The following is an 18,299-nucleotide window of genomic DNA, read 5'->3' on the forward strand; positions in this document are numbered from 1 at the left end:
GCTACTGGCCGATCGCCTTCAGCCAGGCCTTGCGGGCCTCGAGCGCTTCGGTGGCGTCCTTGATGGCGCGGGCGTTCTGCCCCTTCTGCGCCGCGACCAGCTCAGCCTCGAGCTTGGCGATCGCGTCGTTCAGCTGGCCGGCCAGACCCTCGGTGCGGGCCTTCGTCTCCGGATTATTACGCTTCCAATGGTCGTCATCGAGTTTGCGCACGACGGCTTCCACCTTGCGAAGGCGGTCCTCGATCGGCTTGACCTGGTCCCGGGGAACCTTACCGATTTCATCCCACTTGCGCTGGATCACGGTGAGCGTATCGCGCGCGGCGTTGCGGTCGCTCGTGGTGAGCAGGGTTTCGGCCTCGGTCAGCAGTTCAAGCTTGAGTACGAGGTTCGCGGAGAATTCCTCGTTGTCCTGAGCTTCGACCTCGCTCTTGACCGAGTAGAGCACGTCGCCGGCTGCCTTGAACTTGGCCCACATGGCGTCATCCTGCTTCTTACCGCTGCGGCCGGCTTTCTTCCATTCGTCGAGCAGGTTTCGGTATGCCGAGACGCCATCGGCACCCTGCGGTGCGAGGGCCTCCGCTTGTTCGATCAGGTGCTGCTTCTTGGTGCGAACGTCTTTGTGAGCGCTGTCAAGCTCGGCGAAGAACGCCTTGCGGTTCTGTTCGATCGTCGTGCGTGCAGCACGGAAGCGCTTCCAGAGATCGTTGGCTTCCCCCTTGGGAATGCGCGGGGCGTCGTGCTGGTGTGCTTGCCATTTGGCGAACAGGGCGTCGAGAGCGGCGCTGGTTTGCTTCCACTGCGTCTTCGCCGGATCTTCGGCGGCAAGACGCTCCGCCTCGGTCACGATCTCTGCCCGCTCAGCGACGGCGGCAGCGGACGCGGCCTTGGTCTCGATGCTCTGCTGCTCGGTGAGCTCGCTGACGGCCCCGCCGAGGGCAGCGAGACGTTCGGCCAGTGCGGCGAGATTGCCGACGGCGTTGGCGCTGGCAACGGCGACGGTGAGGTTGGCGACCGATTTGGCGATATCGGCGGCCGGTGCACCACCCTTCGCACGCTGTTCGAGCAGGGTTACCTGCCCGTTGAGCTCAACGTACTTGCGTTCGAAGTAGGCCAGGGCCTCTTCCGGAGTGGCATCCGGGTACTGGCCGACGGCGCGTTCGCCATCGGCTTCGCGCACGTAAACCGTGCCGGTTTCGTCTACGCGACCCCATGGTTGCTGATCTGTCGTAGTCAAGAGCCTCACCTTTGCTGAGTTGTTGTGTGTGGATCCGCGGGAGTTAAGAGTGCGGAGCCAGGAAATACCCTGATAATCCTATTGCAATAGCGCAGACGGGTCGATTGATCCTACTGAACTGTTACAGCGGTAATGGTGGTCGGGACGACGGGCGAGGCGCCTCCTGCCGTGATTCCAGCATCCGTGATCTCGGCCTTGATCTGGTCGAGGCCGCTCGTGACCCGGCCAAGCACCGTGTAACCGCCCGCGCTGTCGGCGGGGATGGTGCTGTCTTCGTAGACGATGAAGAACTGGCTACCGTTGGAGAAGCCGTCGTTGCCAGTGCGCGCCATGGCGAGGGTTCCTGCGGGATAAACGTTGTCGGTCGGTGCATTCTCCACCGGTCCGTAGCTGTAGCCGGGGCCACCGGTGCCATCACCCACCGGGTCGCCGCACTGCAGCACGAAAATGCCATCCACTGTCAGACGATGGCAGGTGAGGCCGTTGTAAAACCCGGTCTGAACGAGGTTGATGGTCGACGAAACCGCCTGCGGTGCCAGAGCGCCGTCGAGCTCGATTCCGACCGGAATGTCGTTGAGGGTCATGGTGCCGGTCCAGGCGCGACCTTCGGCCAGCGTGCTGGAAGGCACCTCACCCGAATTGGCACCGGCGGCAGTCGTCGGCGTCGTGGTCGGGGTGTCGGTGGCCGCGGTGGTAGCTGCCGGAGTGCCGGGGCCGCCGTCGAAGTAGAACACCTGCGCGACCACGATGAGGGTCAGGACGACGAGCAATCCGCCGCCGGCGATGAGGTTGTCGCGCACGCGACGCTTTTTCTGGTGCTCGTGCACGGCCCGTCTGGCTTGGTAGGAACGAACGCGTCCACGCTCTTCACGTGCCGCACGCTCGAGTTTGTAATTCGAAGCCACTTGGAACCCCTCCAGGGCCGTCGGGGTTGGCGACGACCGGACAAAAAGCAATCAGGCGCCAACACGCCCGACCTCGTAGAACTCTACGCACAAACTACGCTGTAAGAATGTCGGATGCTCAACCGGGTCTGCGTAGTGGCCAGGCCCCCCTCGCCGTACGAATGCGCCCAAAAACTCTTGACGAGGTCGCTGGCCAGCGCCACCTGCTGACTCCCGGTTCCCCGCTGGTGAGCCTTGCCAGCGACAAGACCGGGGAGCGCGGCAGCGTCTCGGTCATCTTGTGGGGACCGCCCGGTACCGGAAAAACCACGCTCGCGCAGGCCATCGCGCACAGTTCAGGCCGACGGTTCGTCGAGCTGTCCGCTGTGACGGCCGGCGTACGCGACGTGCGGCAGGTGATGGAAGATGCCCGCACCAACCGCGATTTGTATGGCCTCGCGACGGTGCTGTTTCTCGACGAGATCCACCGTTTCTCCAAAGCCCAACAGGACACCTTGTTGCCGGGAGTCGAGAACGGTGTCGTCATCCTGGTCGCCGCGACCACCGAAAATCCATCGTTCTCGATCATTTCTCCTTTGCTGTCGCGTTCACTCTTACTCACCCTCGAAGTGCTCAGTGACGACGACCTCGGCATTGTTGTGGACCGCGCCGTCACCGACACGCGCGGCCTGGCCGACCGGTTTGAGCTGGACCCCGAGGCCCGCGGCGCGATCATCCGACTTGCTTCTGGCGATGCCCGGCGGGCGCTGACCGCGCTGGAGGCGGCATCCGTTTCCGCGGAGTCGACGCTGCAACCCGGAGCGACCGGCAAGCCCGTGATCACGACCGATATTGTCTCGCTCGCGGTCGATCGTGCGTTGCTGCGTTACGACCGCAATGGTGACGAGCATTACGACGTGATCAGCGCGTTCATCAAGTCCGTGCGCGGCAGTGACGTCGACGCTGCGCTGCATTACCTGGCGCGCATGATCGAGGCCGGCGAAGATCCGCGCTACATTTGCCGCCGTATCATCGTTCTCGCCTCCGAGGACATCGGCATGGCTGACCCGCAATCGCTCCTCATCGCCGTGGCCGCTGCCGACGCCGTGCAACTGATCGGCATGCCTGAGGGCCGCATCCCCCTGGCCCAGGCCGTCGTGCACCTCGCAACCGCGCCCAAGTCCAATGCCGCCTACATGGCCCTCGATGCAGCGATCGCCGACGTGCGGGCCGGCAAGATGGGCCGAGTCCCCAAGGGCATGCGCGACGCACATTACCCCGGTGCCAAGCGACTCGGTCATGGTAAGGGGTACGTGTACCCGCACGACGACGCGCTCGGCGTGGTCACCCAGCAGTACCCGCCGACCGAATTGAAAAACACGCGCTACTACGAGCCCACCGAACACGGCCACGAACGTGACATTTCCGCGCGCCTGCTCAAAATTCGCAGGATAGTGCGCAATCAGTAAGAGTGCGCCCGTGTGCTAACCTTGACTCTGCCTACAACTGGTTTCGGCATGCGGCTGCGTCCGTTTCCAGTTTGGAGGGGAATCGTTCTGTAGCCGAACGTCCCGTGGCACCCAATCCTCTGATCTCCCATGACCTGTGTCGACTACGTCCACACTCGCCCTGGTATCCCTGTTATTGAGTCCGATTGAAAGGAAACCGTGTCTACCAAGTCACGTACCCGCAGTAAAACTCGCCTCTCGCGCGCCCTGGGCATTGCCCTCACGCCGAAGGCAGCCCGCTTCCTCGAGAAGCGCCCCTATGCACCAGGTGAGCACGGCCGCACCAAGCGCAAGACCGATTCGGACTATGCCGTGCGCCTCCGCGAAAAGCAGCGCTTACGCGCCCAGTACGGCATCCGCGAAGCCCAGCTCAAGATTGCCTTCGAGCAGGCTCGTCGTCGTCAGGGACTGACCGGTGAGAACCTCGTCGAGATCCTCGAGACCCGTCTCGATGCCCTTCTCGTTCGTTCGGCCATTGCTCGCACCACAGCTCAGGCTCGCCAGATGATCGTGCACCGTCACATCCTCGTCGACGGAGAGCTCGTTGACCGGCCTTCGTTCCGCGTGAAGCCGGGCCAGCTCATGCACGTCAAGGCTCGCAGCGAGGGCATGGAGCCCTTCCAGGTTGCAGCAGCCGGCGGACACGTTGACCTGCTCCCGAAGCTTCCCGTGTATCTCGAGGTTGAGCTTGACAAGCTTCAGGCCCGCCTCGTACGCGCCCCGAAGCGCATCGAGATCCCCGTGACTTGTGAAGTCCAGCTCGTCGTGGAGTACTACGCAGCTCGATAGCTAGCAATTCGACCCGTTTTCAGTAGCCCTCGGGCTGTTCGAAACCGGTACGCTGAAGGGCGGATCACCCCAGGGTGATCCGCCCTTTTGTATACCCGGGCTCCGCAGGAGCCGATCGAGCTGAGTGGAGTCACCGTGTCAGGTGGAGATATTGCCGGACTCATCGCTGCCGGCGTGTTCGCGATTTTGGTCGCGGTCATCGCTATTCCGCTGGTCAAATTGGGCCGCGTGTTCGATGAAACCACCGCCGCCATCCACGAACTCAGCGAGGGAATCACTCCGATGCTGATCGAGACGACCGATGCCATTCGCGGCGCCAACCAGCAATTGGCTCGAGTGGACACCATCACGAGCAACGTAGCGGATGCCACCGGTAACGTTTCAGCGCTCGTCGCGTTGTTCGCCGCGACGGTTGGCGGACCGCTCATCAAACTTGCCGGGTTCTCTGCCGGCGTGCGGGCGGCCTTTGGCGCCGGGAGGCCGCGGCCTCGGCGCAATCGAGGTTGACCAGCTACTCTGGACTCGGCGCTGATATTCTCGCGCCCGACTTATCTATAGCTACGGCTAGGGCAGATTCAGGGAGAAGTGCAATGAAGAACGTCATCTGGCTGGTCATCGGCGTCGCCGCGGGCTTCGTGGTGGCCCATGAGGTCAACAAGACCCAGCAAGGCAAGCAGTTCTTCACCGAACTCGATACCAAGGCTCGCGAGTTCGGCGAGGCTATCTCCGAGGGCTACCGCCAGCGCGAGGCCGAGCTGCACGCAGCGCTCGGCGACGCGCCGACGCCGACAGCGCCGTAGGCGTCGGGTTAAAAAAGAACCACATTCTTTCGCACCACCACACTCATGCACCATCAAAGCTACGGACACCATGCAGACTGCTGACATTCGCGGGCGCTGGCTCGACTTCTTCGCCGATCGTGGACACACCGTTGTGCCGTCCGCGTCACTGGTGAGCGACGATCCCACCCTTCTTTTTACCGTGGCCGGGATGGTACCGTTCGTGCCGTATCTCACCGGGCTCGTTCCGGCGCCGTATCCGCGCGCCACGAGCGTGCAGAAGTGCATCCGCACCAACGATATTGAGGAGGTCGGCAAAACACCCCGGCACGGCACCTTCTTTCAGATGAACGGCAACTTCAGCTTCGGCGACTACTTCAAGGAAGAAGCCATTGGCTTCGCCTGGGAGCTGCTCACCACCCCGGAGAACCAGGGCGGTTACGGCTTTCGAGAAAGCGACCTGTGGGTCACCATCTATCTCGATGACGACGAGGCCTACCGTTACTGGCGTGCGATCGGAGTGCCGGACAACCGCATCCAGCGCCTCGGCATGGAATCCAACTATTGGTCCACCGGCCAGCCCGGCCCGGCTGGCCCCTGCTCGGAAATCTTCTTCGATCGCGGCCCAGCTTACGGAGCCGACGGCGGTCCGGCCACCGACGATGACCGTTACGTCGAGATCTGGAACCTCGTCTTCATGCAGTACCTGCGCGGCGAGAGCACCGGCAAAAGCGACTTTCAGATTCTCGGCGACCTGCCAAAGAAGAACATCGACACCGGCATGGGCCTCGAGCGCGTCGCCTTCCTTAAGCAGGGCGTCGAGAACATGTACGAAATCGACCAGGTGCGCCCGGTGCTCGACCGCGCGGCCGCACTGTCGGGCCGCCGCTACGGCGCCGACCACGACGATGACGTGCGCATGCGCATCGTCGCCGACCATGTGCGCTCCTCCCTCATGCTGATGAGCGACGGTGTCATGCCGTCCAACGAAGGTCGCGGCTATATCCTCCGCCGCCTCCTGCGCCGCAGCGTGCGCGCCATGCGCCTGCTCGGCGTCGACACCGTCAGCCTGCCCGAACTGCTGCCAGCATCGCGCGACGCCATGAGCGCCGCCTACCCCGAGGTCAAGAGCGACTTCGGGCGTATCAGTCAGGCCGCGTTCGCCGAGGAGGAAACGTTCCTGCGCACGCTCGCGAGCGGCAGCGCCGTGCTCGACCTGGCGGTCGCGAAGACCAAGAAGGCCAACAAGACCGAACTGGCTGGCCCGACGGCTTTCTTGCTGCACGATACCTACGGGTTCCCGATCGAGATCACCCTCGAGATTGCCGAAGAAGCCGGCCTGAGCGTCAACCGTGACGCCTTCGACGTGCTCATGACCAAGCAGCGCACCCTGGCTAAGGCCGACGCCAAGTCCAAGAAGACGACCCTCGCCGACCTCGGCGTCTACAGCGCGTTCCGTGCCCTCGGTGAGACCGTCTTCACCGGGTATGACGACCTGCAGAACGAGTCGAGCGTGCTCGGTCTCATCGTCGACGGCAAGTCCGTCACGAGCGCGGTTGCCGGTCAGACAGCCGAGGTTATCCTCGCCGAGACCGCGCTCTGGGCCGAATCCGGTGGACAAGAAGCGGATGCCGGCCTCATCGTCGGCACCGGCTACGAGCTCAAGGTGCTCGACGTGCAAAAGCCGGTCAGGGGCCTCGTCAGCCACAAAGTGCTCGTGCTTTCCGGCGAGGTAGGCGTGGGCGAGCGCGCCACGAGCGTCGTCGACGAGAGCTGGCGCCGCGGTGCCCGCCAGGCACACTCTGGAACGCACGTCCTGCACGCTGCCCTGCGGCAGGTTCTCGGCCCCAACGCCCACCAGTCCGGCTCCTACAACAAGGCTGGGTTCTTTCGACTCGACTTCTCCTGGAACCAGGCGCTGTCGCCGGCGACCCGCACCGAGATCGAAGAAATCTCCAACAACGCCATTCGCGAGAACCTGCCGGTCACCACGCGGGAACTGCCCATCGCCGAAGCTAAGGCGCTCGGCGCCATGGCGCTGTTCGGTGAGAAGTACGGCGATGTCGTGCGCGTTGTCGACATTGGCGGCCCCTGGTCGCGTGAACTCTGCGCCGGAACCCACGTATCCAGCAGCGCTGAGATCGGCATGATCAACCTCATCAGTGAAGCCTCGGTGGGATCGACCAACCGCCGCGTCGAGTCTCTGGTCGGCCTGGAGGCTTTCCGCGATCTCGCCGCCGAGCGCACCCTCGTCTCGCAGCTCACGTCTAGCCTCAAAACGCCGCGCGAACAGCTGCCAGAACGCATCAACGACCTCGTGACGAGTCTCAAGGCGGCCGAGAAGAAGATCGCCGCCTTCGAAGCCCGAGCCCTGACCGACCGGGTCCCCGCCCTGCTGACAACGGCCCGCCGGGTCGGCGCCGTGACCGTCGTCGCCGAAGACCTCGGCGCGCTCGGTTCCCCTGACGAAGTGCGCGTACTGGCTCTCGCAACCAGGGAGCGCCTCGGCACCGACGCGGTCGTCGTGGCGCTCTCCGCCATCGCCGCGGGCAAGCCCGTTGTGATCGTCGCCACCAACACGGCCGCTCGAAATGCCGGCCACAAGGCCGGAAGCCTCGCCAAGACCGTTGCGGGAATTCTCGGTGGAGGCGGTGGCGGCAAGGACGACCTTGCGCAGGGTGGCGGCCCCAACGGCGACGCCATCCCGGCCGCGCTGCAGGCCGTCGTAGCGGCTGTCAGCCGCTAGCGATGCGTTCAGGGGTGCGGGTCGGCGTCGATGTGGGCAAGGTCCGCATCGGTCTGGCCCGCAGCGACAATCACGGCATGCTCGCCACACCGGTGGAGACCGTCGCCCGCGACCAGGCCGGCGTGAGCGATCTGGCGCGCATTCTCGCCGTGGTGCTCGAGCTCGACGCCGTGGAGGTCATCGTCGGCCTACCGCTGGCTTTGTCGGGAAACGTGACCGCGTCGACCGACGATGCGATCGATTTCGCCGCGCGGCTCAAGCGAATGGTCGATGTGCCGGTACGCCTGGTCGACGAACGGCTCTCGACAGTGTCGGCGCAGTCAGCGTTGCGGGCGTCCGGTCGGTCTGCGAAAACGCAACGGCCGGTGATCGATCAGGTGGCCGCGACTATCATTTTGCAACACGCGCTCGACAGCGAGCGTGCCTCAGGACGGCCGCCAGGATCGCCCGTCGAACCGACAGAGAGGCCCTAACCGTGCCGAGTTCCACCCCGGAAGAGCCCCTGCCGAGCCGTCGGCAGTTGCGCGCGCAACAGGCCGCCGCAGAGGCCGAGCCGGAACAAGCATCCGCGGGAGAGAGCCCGGCCGCACCGCCTCCTGCCACCGTCGCCGTAGACGGACCGCTCTTGCCTCGATGGGCGAGCGAGGCAGCCGTGCCGACGACCGATGCCGTTGACTTTCGGACGGCGCACGAGAGCGGCGGGTCCGGCCGCGGCCGCGCAAATCGACGCTCACTCCTGGCCGACGAACCTCCGCGAGAAAAGCGCAGCTATAAGGGTGCCTGGGGCTGCCTCATCGTCATCGTCGTGCTGGCCGCGCTCGTGGCCGGGGCGTACTTCTTTCTCAAAGGTCCCATCTCGCAAATCATCGCGGCCACACAGGGGCCCGCCGATTTCACGTCTGAAGAAGCAGCCTCCGGCGAGGGCGTCGTCGTCATGATTCACGGTGGTGACGGCGGTTCTGACATCGCCAGCACCCTCGTAGACCGGGGCGTCGTGAAGAGCTTCGATGCGTTTTACACGCTTCTGTTACAGGCCACCCCGGAGCCGGTGTTCCAGCCCGGTGCCTACCAGCTCAAGACCAAAATGGTCGCGAGCACAGCCCTGGATGCGCTGCTCGCTGACGGTACGCGACTCAGCCAGGCCGTCGTCGTTCCGGAGGGAACCGCGGCAGTCGACGTGCTGCAGTCGATATCCGAGGGCACTGACATTCCTCTGGCCGACTTGCAAGCGGCTGCGGCCAACGTTGGCTCGTTTGGTTTGCCGCCCGAAGCGACCACGCTCGAGGGTTTTCTCTTTCCGGCCACGTACACGTTCTCGCCGGGGGACACGGCACAGGTCGTCCTGCAAGCCATGGTAAATCGGCAGTTCGAAGCCCTCGACTCGGCCGGGGTCGCTGTCGCCGACCGCTGGTCGACCGTCGTGTTCGCGTCACTCATTCAGCGAGAAGCTGGCCTCGCCGCCGACTACTACAAGGTGTCCCGGGTCTTTCGCAACCGGCTGGACCCGGCAAAGTGGGAGAGCGGTTTGCTGCAGTCCGATGCGACCGTCGCTTACGGCACGGGGAAAACCCACCTCGTGACCACGACCGACGCCGAACGCGGCGATGCCGGCAACGCCTACAACACCTACGCGCATCCCGGCATGGTCGTCGGCCCCATCTCGAACCCGGGTGATCTGGCCATTGACGCAGCGCTGCACCCACTGGACGGCCCGTGGCTGTTCTTCGTGACCGTCAACCTCGATACCGGCGAGACGGTCTTCTCCACGACGGTGGCCGAACACGACGCCGCGGTCGTGGTCTGGCAGAACTGGATGAGGGAGCATCCCGAATATGGCTGATCTCACGCTAAATCGACTCACCTCGAATCGGCTCGCGGTTCTTGGCTCGCCGATCAAGCATTCCCGTTCGCCGCTGCTGCACAGGGCCGCCTACCGGCGGCTGGGCCTCGACTGGTCCTATGATGCCGTCGAGGTCAAATCGGGCTCCCTGGCCATGTTCCTGAGCAAGCTCGAGCCGGAGTGGCGAGGTTTGTCACTCACGATGCCGCTCAAGCAGGAGGTTCTGCCGTTCATCGACGACTGCGACCGGGTCGCCCAGTTGACCGGTTCGGTCAACACAGTGCTCCTGCGCCGGGTCAAGGGACGCGGCACACTGAGCGGTTTCAATACGGATGTTGCGGGTCTCGTGCGCGCCCTCGCCGAGAGTGGAGTCACCCAGGCGACGCACGTGACTCTGCTCGGAGCGGGGGCGACGGCGGCATCCGCTCTGATGGCGGCAGCAGAACTTGGCGCCGAATTCGTCACGGTGCTCATGCGGGACGCACCCAGAGCGCAGCCACTGGTCGAGCTTGGCCGGATGCTGGGCGTGGTCGTTGACCTGCAGGATTTCAGCAGAGTGAGCCGGGTCGACAGCGACGTTGTGATCAGCACCTTGCCGGGAGGAACCGTGCTGCCTTCGCCGCTGCCGCTCGAACTGCGCGAACGTGCCGTCTTGTTCGACGTCGCGTACTCACCGTGGCCGAGTGGGGTCGCCACGTCGTGGCAGGCTGCGGGGGGCACAGTGGTAAACGGACTCGGAATGCTGCTGCATCAGGCGCTCATCCAGGTGCGGGTCTTCGTCACCGCTGACCCGTTTGAACCGTTACCAGACGAGCCGTCCGTGCTCGCGGCCATGCGCGGCGCGCTGACCCGCGACACTGGCTCCCGTGATGCTGTGGAAGGATAGGGACCATGCTTCGTTGGCTCACCGCCGGAGAATCTCACGGCCCCGAACTCATCGCCATCGTCGAGGGTTTGCCCGCTGGAGTCCCGGTCACTCTTGATTCGATCCGCCTCGATCTGGCGCGCCGCAAGCTCGGCTACGGCCGTGGTGCGCGCATGAAATTTGAAGAGGACGAGCTCACCCTCTCCGGCGGTGTGCGGCACGGGCTCACCCTGGGTGGCCCGGTCGCGCTGCGCATTGGCAACTCGGAGTGGCCCAAATGGGTCGACGTGATGAGTGCAGCACCGGTAGACCCAGCCACGATCACCCGCGGCCGAGGGGCGCCGCTGACCCGGCCGCGGCCCGGTCACGCGGACTTGGCCGGTATGCAGAAGTATGACTTCGACGAAGCCCGACCGGTACTGGAGCGCGCCAGCGCTCGGGAAACCGCCGCACGGGTGGCGCTTGGCGCCGTTGCCAGGTCCTTTCTGAACGAGCTGGGGATTCATCTGGTCAGCCACACGATCGCCATCGGGCCGGTGCGCGTGCCAGACGGCAGGCCGTTGCCGCAGCCCGGCGACGTCGACGCCCTTGACGCTGACTCGCTGCGCTGTTTCGACGCCGCGACATCCGCTTTGATGGTCGCTGAAGTGGATGCCGCGCACGAAGATGGTGACACGCTCGGCGGCGTCGTCGAAGTGCTCGCCTACAATCTTCCCCCAGGCCTCGGGTCATTCGTGCACTGGGACCGTCGTCTCGATTCGCAGCTCGCGGCTGCCCTCATGGGTATCCAGGCGATCAAGGGCGTCGAGGTCGGCGACGGTTTCGAGACCACCCGCCGTCGCGGGTCCGACGCGCACGACGAACTCGTGCAAGCGGATGGCGTGATTCAGCGAGTCAGCGACAAGGCCGGCGGCACAGAGGGCGGTATGAGTACCGGTACGGTTTTGCGCGTTCGCGCCGGCATGAAGCCGATCGCCACGATTCCCCGGGCACTGCGCACGGTCGACGTGGCAACGAGTGAACCGGCAGCGGCGCACCACCAACGCTCCGACGTCTGTGCGGTTCCGGCCGCCGGTGTCGTCGCCGAGGCCATGGTGGCGCTCGTGCTCGCGAACTCGGTGCTCGAGAAGTTCGGCGGCGACTCGATCGGAGAAACCCGCCGTAACCTTCAGTCGTATCTGGCCAACATTCCCGCCAACCTGCGCACGGGTGCGTCAAGCGACGCGACACTGTGACGAGCTTTCAGCCTGAGCGATGCTGAGTCTGCGCAACTCGCTGCTGCCGATCGTCTTCATCGGGCCCATGGCCGCCGGTAAAACCAAGATCGGTCGCCGCGTAGCGCGCGGCCTGAATGTACCCTTCATCGATACCGATAAACGCATCGTGGAAAGCTACGGTCCGATTGGCGAGATCTTCGCTCGTGAGGGCGAAGAATACTTTCGTATCATCGAGCGCGAAGCCGTCGATTGGGCTCTCGGCGAGCCAGCCGTCGTGTCGCTCGGCGGGGGAGCGGTGCTGAATGTCGACACCCAATCCGATCTCGAAAACGCGACGGTGGTCTACCTCAGCGTCACGACGGCGGCAGTGCAGGCGCGTCTGGGCGGCGGCAGAAGGCCGCTTTTGGCGGGGGGAATCACCGACTGGGAACGCATTTACAACGTTCGTCGCCCCACCTATGAGGCCCTCGCGACGATTTGCCTGGATACCTCCAACCGACCCATCAGCGGAATAGCCGACGAAATCGTCAATTGGGTACAAGAAAGAAATGATGAGTGAGATTTTCAGGATGACCGAGATGACCGAGCAGCCCGCAACCACCGTGATCACCGTGACGGGGGTCGATAGCTATCCGGTCCAAGTTGGGCGTGGCCTGGTCACTACCGTCGCCGAGCAGCTGGGCAGTGGCGTCAACAAGGTACTCATCGTGCATACCTCCACTGTCGGAGCTCGCGCCGTTGCGCTGCGGGACAACCTGCTCGAAACCTATTCCGAAGTGTTGCTCGCTGAAATTCCCGACGCCGAGGCCGCCAAGCGCGTCGAGGTCGCAGCGTTCTGCTGGGGCGTGATGGGTCAATCCGATTTCAGCCGCACCGACGCCGTGATCGGACTCGGTGGTGGGGCGGTCACCGACCTCGCCGGTTTCGTCGCCGCCACCTGGCTGCGCGGTGTGAAGCTCGTTCAGATTCCCACGAGTGTGCTCGGCATGGTCGACGCCGCCGTCGGCGGCAAGAACGGCATCAACACCGCCGAGGGGAAGAACCTCGTCGGCACCTTCTACGCGCCCGCCGCCGTGCTCTGCGACCTGGACCTGCTCGATGCGTTGCCGCGCAATGAAATCCTGGCCGGGTTCGCTGAAATCGTGAAGGCCGGCTTCATCCAGGTTCCCGAAATTCTCGACATCATTGAAGCGGATGTCGACCGCGCCATCGACCCAACCACCCCCGAATTTCGCCGGCTGATCGAACTGTCCATCGCGATGAAAGCCCGCATCGTGGGGGAGGACTTCAAGGAGGTCGGCCTTCGTGAGATTCTCAACTACGGCCACACCCTTGGCCACGCCGTCGAGCACGCCGAACGGTACGGCTGGCGTCACGGCGCTGCCGTTGCCGTCGGCATGATGTTCGCGGCCGAACTCGCCGCCCTGAGCGGCCGGCTCTCGATCGAGATCGTCGACCGGCACCGCAGCATCCTCGAATCTTTGAGTCTGCCCACCGGCTACCCGGTGGGCCGCTGGCCCACGCTGCTCGCCACGATGCAGCGCGACAAAAAGACCCGCAGCGGCATGCTGCGCTTCGTCGTGCTCGACGATGTGGGAAAGCCCACCATCCTCGAAGGCCCGGACGCCTCCCTGTTGTTCAGCGCGTACCAGGCGATCGGCCAGTAGCCCTCACGCTGGAACAGCCTTTGTGGGGGTGGCCACGGCATCCTCTTCGACCGTGTCGGTTTCGGCCGAGCCGGCAAACGGGGTCATCGTGGTCATGAGCTCGGAGCGGATGAGAAAGCGCACACCGCGCGGGGCTTCGGCGCTGAAGCCGCTGCCGCGACCTGGTACGACGTCGACCGTGAGAAAGGTATGGCTCCAGTAGTTGAACTGTTCGGCCGACATCCAGAAGTCGAGGGGCTGGCTGGGCTCATTCGCCGGAGCGATATCGAACTGGCCGAGGCGAACGTCCTGATCAGAGGTGATGAACTCGCCGGCCATGAACAGCATCGGTGAACTGCCATCGCAGCATCCGCCGGACTGATGGAACATGAGGGGGCCGTGCTCCTCCCACAGGCTCCGGAGCAGATCGACCGCAACCGGGGTGAGTTCGACGCGGGGAACGGTTTCGCCGGCGATCGTGACCGATGCGGTGATCGTGGGTGTCGACATTGACTGACCTCCTATTAAACGGGCGATGATAAAAAGGGGCTGCCTACGACGTTACGTTGTTGGCAGCCCCCGGGCCAGACCTACAGTCAACTCCCACTAAATGGGACTACTCCGCGGGCCAGACTGGTCCGTTTAGAAGAAGCCGAGCTTGTTTTCGGAGTAGGAAACCAGCAGGTTCTTGGTCTGCTGGTAGTGGCCGAGCGCGAGCTTGTTGTTCTCGCGGCCGATGCCGGAGCTCTTGTAACCGCCGAATGCCGCGCCGGCCGGGTAGGCATGGTAGTTGTTCACCCAGACCCGGCCGGCCTGGATGTCGCGGCCCGCCCGGTAAGCGACGTTGCCGTTGCGCGACCAGACACCCGCCCCGAGGCCATAGATGGTGTCGTTGGCGATGGAGATAGCGTCGTCGTAATCGGTGAAACTCGTCACGGCCAGGACCGGTCCGAAGATCTCTTCCTGGAACAGGCGCATCTTGTTGTGGCCTTCGAAAATGGTTGGCTGCACGTAGTAGCCGTCGGTGAGGTCACCGCCAAGATCGGCACGTTCGCCGCCGAGCGCCAGCTTTGCGCCCTCCTTGGTGCCGATGTCGATGTACGACAGGATCTTCTCGAGCTGGTCGTTGCTGGCTTGTGCGCCCATCTGGGTGTCCGTGTCGAGCGGGTTGCCCTGGATGATCTTCCTGGCACGGGTGACCGCGTCGCCGAGGAAGCTGTCGTAGATCGGCTTCTGCAGCAGCGCCCGGCTGGGGGCCGTGCAGACCTCGCCCTGGTTGAAGGCGAACAGCACGAAGCCTTCCTGGGCCTTGTCGTAGAAGGCGTCCTTCTCCTCTGCAACGTCGCTGAAGAAGATGTTCGGGCTCTTGCCGCCGAGCTCGACGGTCGACGGGATGATATTGGCCGAGGCGTACTGCAGAATCAGGCGGCCGGTCGTGGTCTCCCCGGTGAAGGCGATCTTGCGGATGCGGTTGCTTGACGCGAGCGGCTTGCCGGCCTCGAGGCCGAAACCGTTGACCACGTTGACCACTCCAGGGGGGAGGATATCGCCGATGAGCTCCATCAGCACGAGAATCGAGACCGGGGTCTGCTCGGCCGGCTTGAGAACGATCGCATTGCCGGCGGCGAGGGCGGGGGCAAGCTTCCAGACGGCCATCAGAATTGGGAAGTTCCATGGAATGATCTGGCCGACGACGCCGAGCGGCTCGTGGAACTGGTAGGAGACCGTGTCGCCGTCGAGCTGGGCGTGGTCGCCGTCCTGGGCTCGGATCGCCGAGGCGAAGTAGCGAAAGTGGTCGGCGGCGAGGGGAATGTCGGCGTTGATGGTTTCGCGCACCGCCTTGCCGTTGTCCCAGGTTTCGGCGACGGCGAGCATCTCGACATTGGCGTCGATGAGGTCGGCGATCTTGTTCAGCACGGATGCGCGCTCGGCGGGGCTGGTCTTACCCCAGGCGGGAGCGGCCTTGTGGGCGGCGTCGAGCGCCAGTTCGATGTCTTCGGCGGTGCCGCGAGCAACCTCGGCGAACGGCTTGCCGGTGACAGGGGTGATGTCTTCGAAGTATTGGCCCTTGACGGGGGCGACCCATTCGCCGCCGATCCAGTTCTCGTACCGGGACTTGAAGGTAACTTTGGAGCCGGGTGTTCCAGGGACTGAATAAACGGTCATGTCACTCCTATTTCGACGACGGTGTCGGGCTCGCAAACCTGCGGCCTGATCCGACTCTAGGAGCGGGAACGTTGCAGAATGTTGCGATGGCCGCCAATTTCGACTTCGATGCGCGCCAGATGCGCCACGACCGTTGCACGTTTGGGCGATCGGGCCGGAAGGAGCTCGAGGCAGGCCCGCCAGACTTCGGTGTCCCAGGTTGCTTCTTCGGTACGCGCGTAGGTGAGCAGCAGGTCGACCGAGGCATCGGCGAGCATCGCCTCGCGGAGTCGGCTGCTCACTTCTGAACGGATTTCGATGATCCCGGGAGCTGACGATCCAGGGAGTACAGCGCCGCGGTAGGCGCCGAGAGCCACCCGGTGGGCGCCGCGCTCCAGAAAAGCCAACACTTGTTGGGCGTCGAGTTCGAGCCGCGATTCCAGCCGATACGGGCGGGAGGTGATCGTGATCGGAGGGTCGAGGAGGGCGAGGACCTTGCGTACCCGCACCATTTCGGCGCGCAGCGTTTCCACCGCTGGGTCCAGATGAAAAAGATAGCCGGCCAGACGATCGGCGGAAAGTCCTTCGCGGTGCCAGGCCAGAAGCGTGAGAATCTCGGTGTGGCGGGGCGAAACATCCACGGTGCTGCCGCCAGAGTACAGCTGGCCGTGATCGGTGCCGAGCACACTCAGACCGGCCGGCGCGAGCCGCGGCACGCTCGTCGGAAGCGATATCTGCGATCGGTAGGCGGGCGGCGAAGAATTCGGCTGGCGGAGGCGCTGGATGCGCAACTCGGCCTCCATCGCGGCGACAGCTGCTTCAACGAGGGGGAGTGTTTGCGGTGCGACTGCCTGATCGCCGCCGGTGATGTCGATCACGCCGAGGATTTTGCCGGTGTCTGGGTCGTGGATGGGTACGGCCGTGCAGCTCCAGGGGTGCGCGAGGGCGTTGAAGTGTTCGGCCCGCCGAATCTGAATGCCGCGGTCCAGGGCCAGGGCGGTACCGGGGGCGCTGGTTCCGACCCGTTTTTCCGACCAGTCGGCCCCCTCGACGAACAGCATTTCCTCGACCTGGCGGCGCAGCACCCTATCGCCGTCGATCCAGAGCAACCGGCCGGATTCGTCGCCGATGGCAACGAGTAACTCAGCATCAAAGGCGTGGCGGATCAGCAGGTTGTGTACGACCGGTAACACGGCGGCAAGCGGATGCCGGTTGCGCAGGTCGCGCAGCTCGGTGTCGGTCAGTGCCCGCTCGGGTGCCACCCTCCCCGGGTCGAGGCTGAGGGAGAGGGAGCGCTGCCAGGAATCCTGCACGAGCTGGCGCACACCGGACCGGAAGATGCGGTCTGTGATGGCGGATTGGTGGGCCCGTTCCAGGGCGAGCAGATTCTCACGCGCTGGGCCGGACGGAACCGACGACGTACTCTTCAAGCCGTGTCCCATCAGCATCTGCCTCCGTTAGCAGTGGTCGGGCGCGGCCGCCGCGGCCGCCGTCAGAGTTTCATTCTAGGGCCCTGCCGCAGCGCGGTGTGCGGGCATCGAACTGCCCGAACCGAGCCGCGACGTCGACGTCGCTGACGACCGGACGCCCGCCGGAAGATACTCACAGCGGAGCGGATTCACACAATTCCTGTGGATAAGCATCCGAGACCGCTGGAGCCGTTCATTCTGAGCAGATGACAATCAACATCGACGACGCTCCGCCCGTGACCACGGTGGTGCAGGCCAGGGCACGGGTTTTCGACCTGATCGGCCACGCCATCCGCCGCCAGCTTTGGCTCATGGTTCTCGACGCCCACGGACAACAGCTCTCGCTGCTGATTCCCATCGATGGCATTCCGCTCCGGCCCGAACCTGGTTCGGTGCGACCGTTCGCCGTGCGGATCAACGAAATCCTGGCCAGTGATGCCCCGGGAGGCAGCCTCATAGTGACCCTGGAACGACCGGGGTCAGCTGCCCGCACTGCCCCAGACCAGGCCTGGGCCGTGGAGTTGACCGAGTCCTTTGGCAAGCTCATGCGCATTACCGGCCTGTTCGTCGCTCACGATGACGGCGTGGCCGTTCTCACTCCCTGAGGGACCGCCGACGAGGCAGCTGTACGGGGACGGCCTAGGCTGAGTGGATGAGTACAGTGCTGGTTCTGAACGGTCCGAACCTCGGGCGCCTGGGTAGTCGCGAGCCTGACGTGTACGGGTCGGCGAACCTGGACGACCTGCGCGAGATGCTCGTGGCATCCGCTCGTAACGGGGTCAGGATCGACCTGCGGCAGACCGACGACGAGGCTGAGCTGATCCACTGGCTGTACGAAGCCGTTGACGAGCGGATGCCGGTCATTCTGAATCCGGCAGCGTTCACGCACTACAGCTACGCGCTGAGAGATGCCGCTGCCCTCGTCACCAAGGCGGGTCTGCCGCTGATCGAGGTGCACATCTCGAACCCGCACGCCCGTGAAACGTTCCGTCACACGAGTGTGGTCAGCGCCATCGCGACCGGTGTCATTGCCGGTCTTGGCTTTGACTCCTACCGGCTGGCCCTGGACTTCGTCACCACTTCGTGACGCAGGGCCGAAAAGGTGCTGCCTTTGGCGACTGAGGCTTCGGCACCTAGACTCGACAAGGTGCCATTTGCACCCGCGCACCTTATCAAT

17 protein-coding genes and 1 pseudogene are annotated in these 18,299 nt (G+C 64.4%); 13 read left to right on the forward strand and 5 right to left on the reverse strand.

The features are described 5' to 3' along the window. Position 1: 1 nt before the first annotated feature. Positions 2–1,234: a DUF349 domain-containing protein gene (locus tag E3T39_RS02760; protein WP_134513197.1), complete on the reverse strand. Its 1,233-nt coding sequence runs from the start codon at positions 1,232–1,234 to the stop codon at positions 2–4. 110 nt (positions 1,235–1,344) lie between these two features. After that, a complete protein-coding gene (locus tag E3T39_RS02765) occupies positions 1,345–2,139 on the reverse strand; it encodes a peptidylprolyl isomerase (RefSeq protein WP_134513198.1) in 795 nt (264 codons plus the stop codon). Between the two features lie 107 nt (positions 2,140–2,246). Between E3T39_RS02765 and E3T39_RS02770 the strand changes: the two genes are divergently transcribed. The 11 genes from E3T39_RS02770 (at position 2,247) to aroB (ending at position 13,529) form a co-directional block, all read left to right on the forward strand. Beyond that, a complete protein-coding gene (locus E3T39_RS02770) occupies positions 2,247–3,587 on the forward strand; it encodes a replication-associated recombination protein A (protein ID WP_134513199.1) in 1,341 nt (446 codons plus the stop codon). Between the two features lie 198 nt (positions 3,588–3,785). Then, on the forward strand, positions 3,786–4,415 hold the full coding sequence (rpsD, locus tag E3T39_RS02775; RefSeq protein ID WP_104082578.1) for a 30S ribosomal protein S4: 630 nt from the start codon (positions 3,786–3,788) through the stop codon (positions 4,413–4,415). Between the two features lie 135 nt (positions 4,416–4,550). Continuing rightward, positions 4,551–4,922, forward strand: a complete 372-nt coding sequence (locus tag E3T39_RS02780) for a DUF948 domain-containing protein (protein ID WP_134513200.1) — start codon at positions 4,551–4,553, stop codon at positions 4,920–4,922. A gap of 83 nt (positions 4,923–5,005) precedes the next feature. Continuing rightward, positions 5,006–5,215: a hypothetical protein gene (locus tag E3T39_RS02785; RefSeq protein ID WP_104200804.1), complete on the forward strand. Its 210-nt coding sequence runs from the start codon at positions 5,006–5,008 to the stop codon at positions 5,213–5,215. Positions 5,216–5,285: 70 nt separating this feature from the next. Beyond that, the gene (gene alaS / locus E3T39_RS02790; RefSeq protein WP_134513201.1) at positions 5,286–7,940 is read left to right on the forward strand and encodes an alanine--tRNA ligase; all 2,655 of its coding nucleotides are present in this window, start codon (positions 5,286–5,288) and stop codon (positions 7,938–7,940) included. 2 nt (positions 7,941–7,942) lie between these two features. Beyond that, positions 7,943–8,413 (forward strand): Holliday junction resolvase RuvX, encoded by a 471-nt coding sequence (ruvX, locus tag E3T39_RS02795; protein WP_174845080.1) that lies wholly within the window; start codon positions 7,943–7,945, stop codon positions 8,411–8,413. Positions 8,414–8,415: 2 nt separating this feature from the next. Beyond that, positions 8,416–9,780, forward strand: coding sequence for an endolytic transglycosylase MltG (gene mltG, locus E3T39_RS02800; protein WP_241979466.1), 1,365 nt, complete (start codon positions 8,416–8,418; stop codon positions 9,778–9,780). Then, complete coding sequence (locus E3T39_RS02805; RefSeq protein ID WP_134513202.1) at positions 9,773–10,666, forward strand: shikimate dehydrogenase; 894 nt, start codon at positions 9,773–9,775, stop codon at positions 10,664–10,666. Before mltG ends, E3T39_RS02805 begins: the two co-directional genes overlap by 8 nt. A 5-nt stretch (positions 10,667–10,671) precedes the next feature. Continuing rightward, on the forward strand, positions 10,672–11,880 hold the full coding sequence (gene aroC, locus E3T39_RS02810) for a chorismate synthase (protein WP_134513203.1): 1,209 nt from the start codon (positions 10,672–10,674) through the stop codon (positions 11,878–11,880). A 19-nt stretch (positions 11,881–11,899) separates the two neighbouring features. Next, on the forward strand, positions 11,900–12,421 hold the full coding sequence (locus tag E3T39_RS02815) for a shikimate kinase (protein WP_241979467.1): 522 nt from the start codon (positions 11,900–11,902) through the stop codon (positions 12,419–12,421). Continuing rightward, on the forward strand, positions 12,414–13,529 hold the full coding sequence (gene aroB / locus E3T39_RS02820) for a 3-dehydroquinate synthase (protein WP_420898130.1): 1,116 nt from the start codon (positions 12,414–12,416) through the stop codon (positions 13,527–13,529). The genes E3T39_RS02815 and aroB overlap by 8 nt, the downstream gene beginning before the upstream one ends. A 93-nt stretch (positions 13,530–13,622) precedes the next feature. On the opposite strand, the pseudogene E3T39_RS02825 reads toward aroB, so the two are convergent. The 3 genes and pseudogenes from E3T39_RS02825 to E3T39_RS02835 all read right to left on the reverse strand — a co-directional run. Next, positions 13,623–14,018, reverse strand: a pseudogene (locus tag E3T39_RS02825) (DUF779 domain-containing protein); the annotation flags it as partial. A 132-nt stretch (positions 14,019–14,150) separates the two neighbouring features. After that, positions 14,151–15,674, reverse strand: coding sequence for an acetaldehyde dehydrogenase ExaC (gene exaC, locus E3T39_RS02830; protein ID WP_134513205.1), 1,524 nt, complete (start codon positions 15,672–15,674; stop codon positions 14,151–14,153). A gap of 56 nt (positions 15,675–15,730) precedes the next feature. Then, positions 15,731–17,101, reverse strand: a complete 1,371-nt coding sequence (locus E3T39_RS02835) for a GAF domain-containing protein (protein WP_241979468.1) — start codon at positions 17,099–17,101, stop codon at positions 15,731–15,733. 227 nt (positions 17,102–17,328) lie between these two features. Between E3T39_RS02835 and E3T39_RS02840 the strand changes: the two genes are divergently transcribed. After that, positions 17,329–17,727: a hypothetical protein gene (locus E3T39_RS02840; RefSeq protein ID WP_134513206.1), complete on the forward strand. Its 399-nt coding sequence runs from the start codon at positions 17,329–17,331 to the stop codon at positions 17,725–17,727. Between the two features lie 47 nt (positions 17,728–17,774). After that, positions 17,775–18,209 carry a type II 3-dehydroquinate dehydratase gene (locus E3T39_RS02845; protein WP_134513207.1) on the forward strand — a complete coding sequence of 145 codons (435 nt, stop codon included), beginning with the start codon at positions 17,775–17,777 and terminating at the stop codon, positions 18,207–18,209. Positions 18,210–18,299: the final 90 nt, after the last annotated feature.

The sequence above is a fragment of the Cryobacterium suzukii genome (assembly GCF_004403185.1).
Taxonomy (GTDB): Bacteria; Actinomycetota; Actinomycetes; order Actinomycetales; family Microbacteriaceae; genus Cryobacterium; species Cryobacterium suzukii.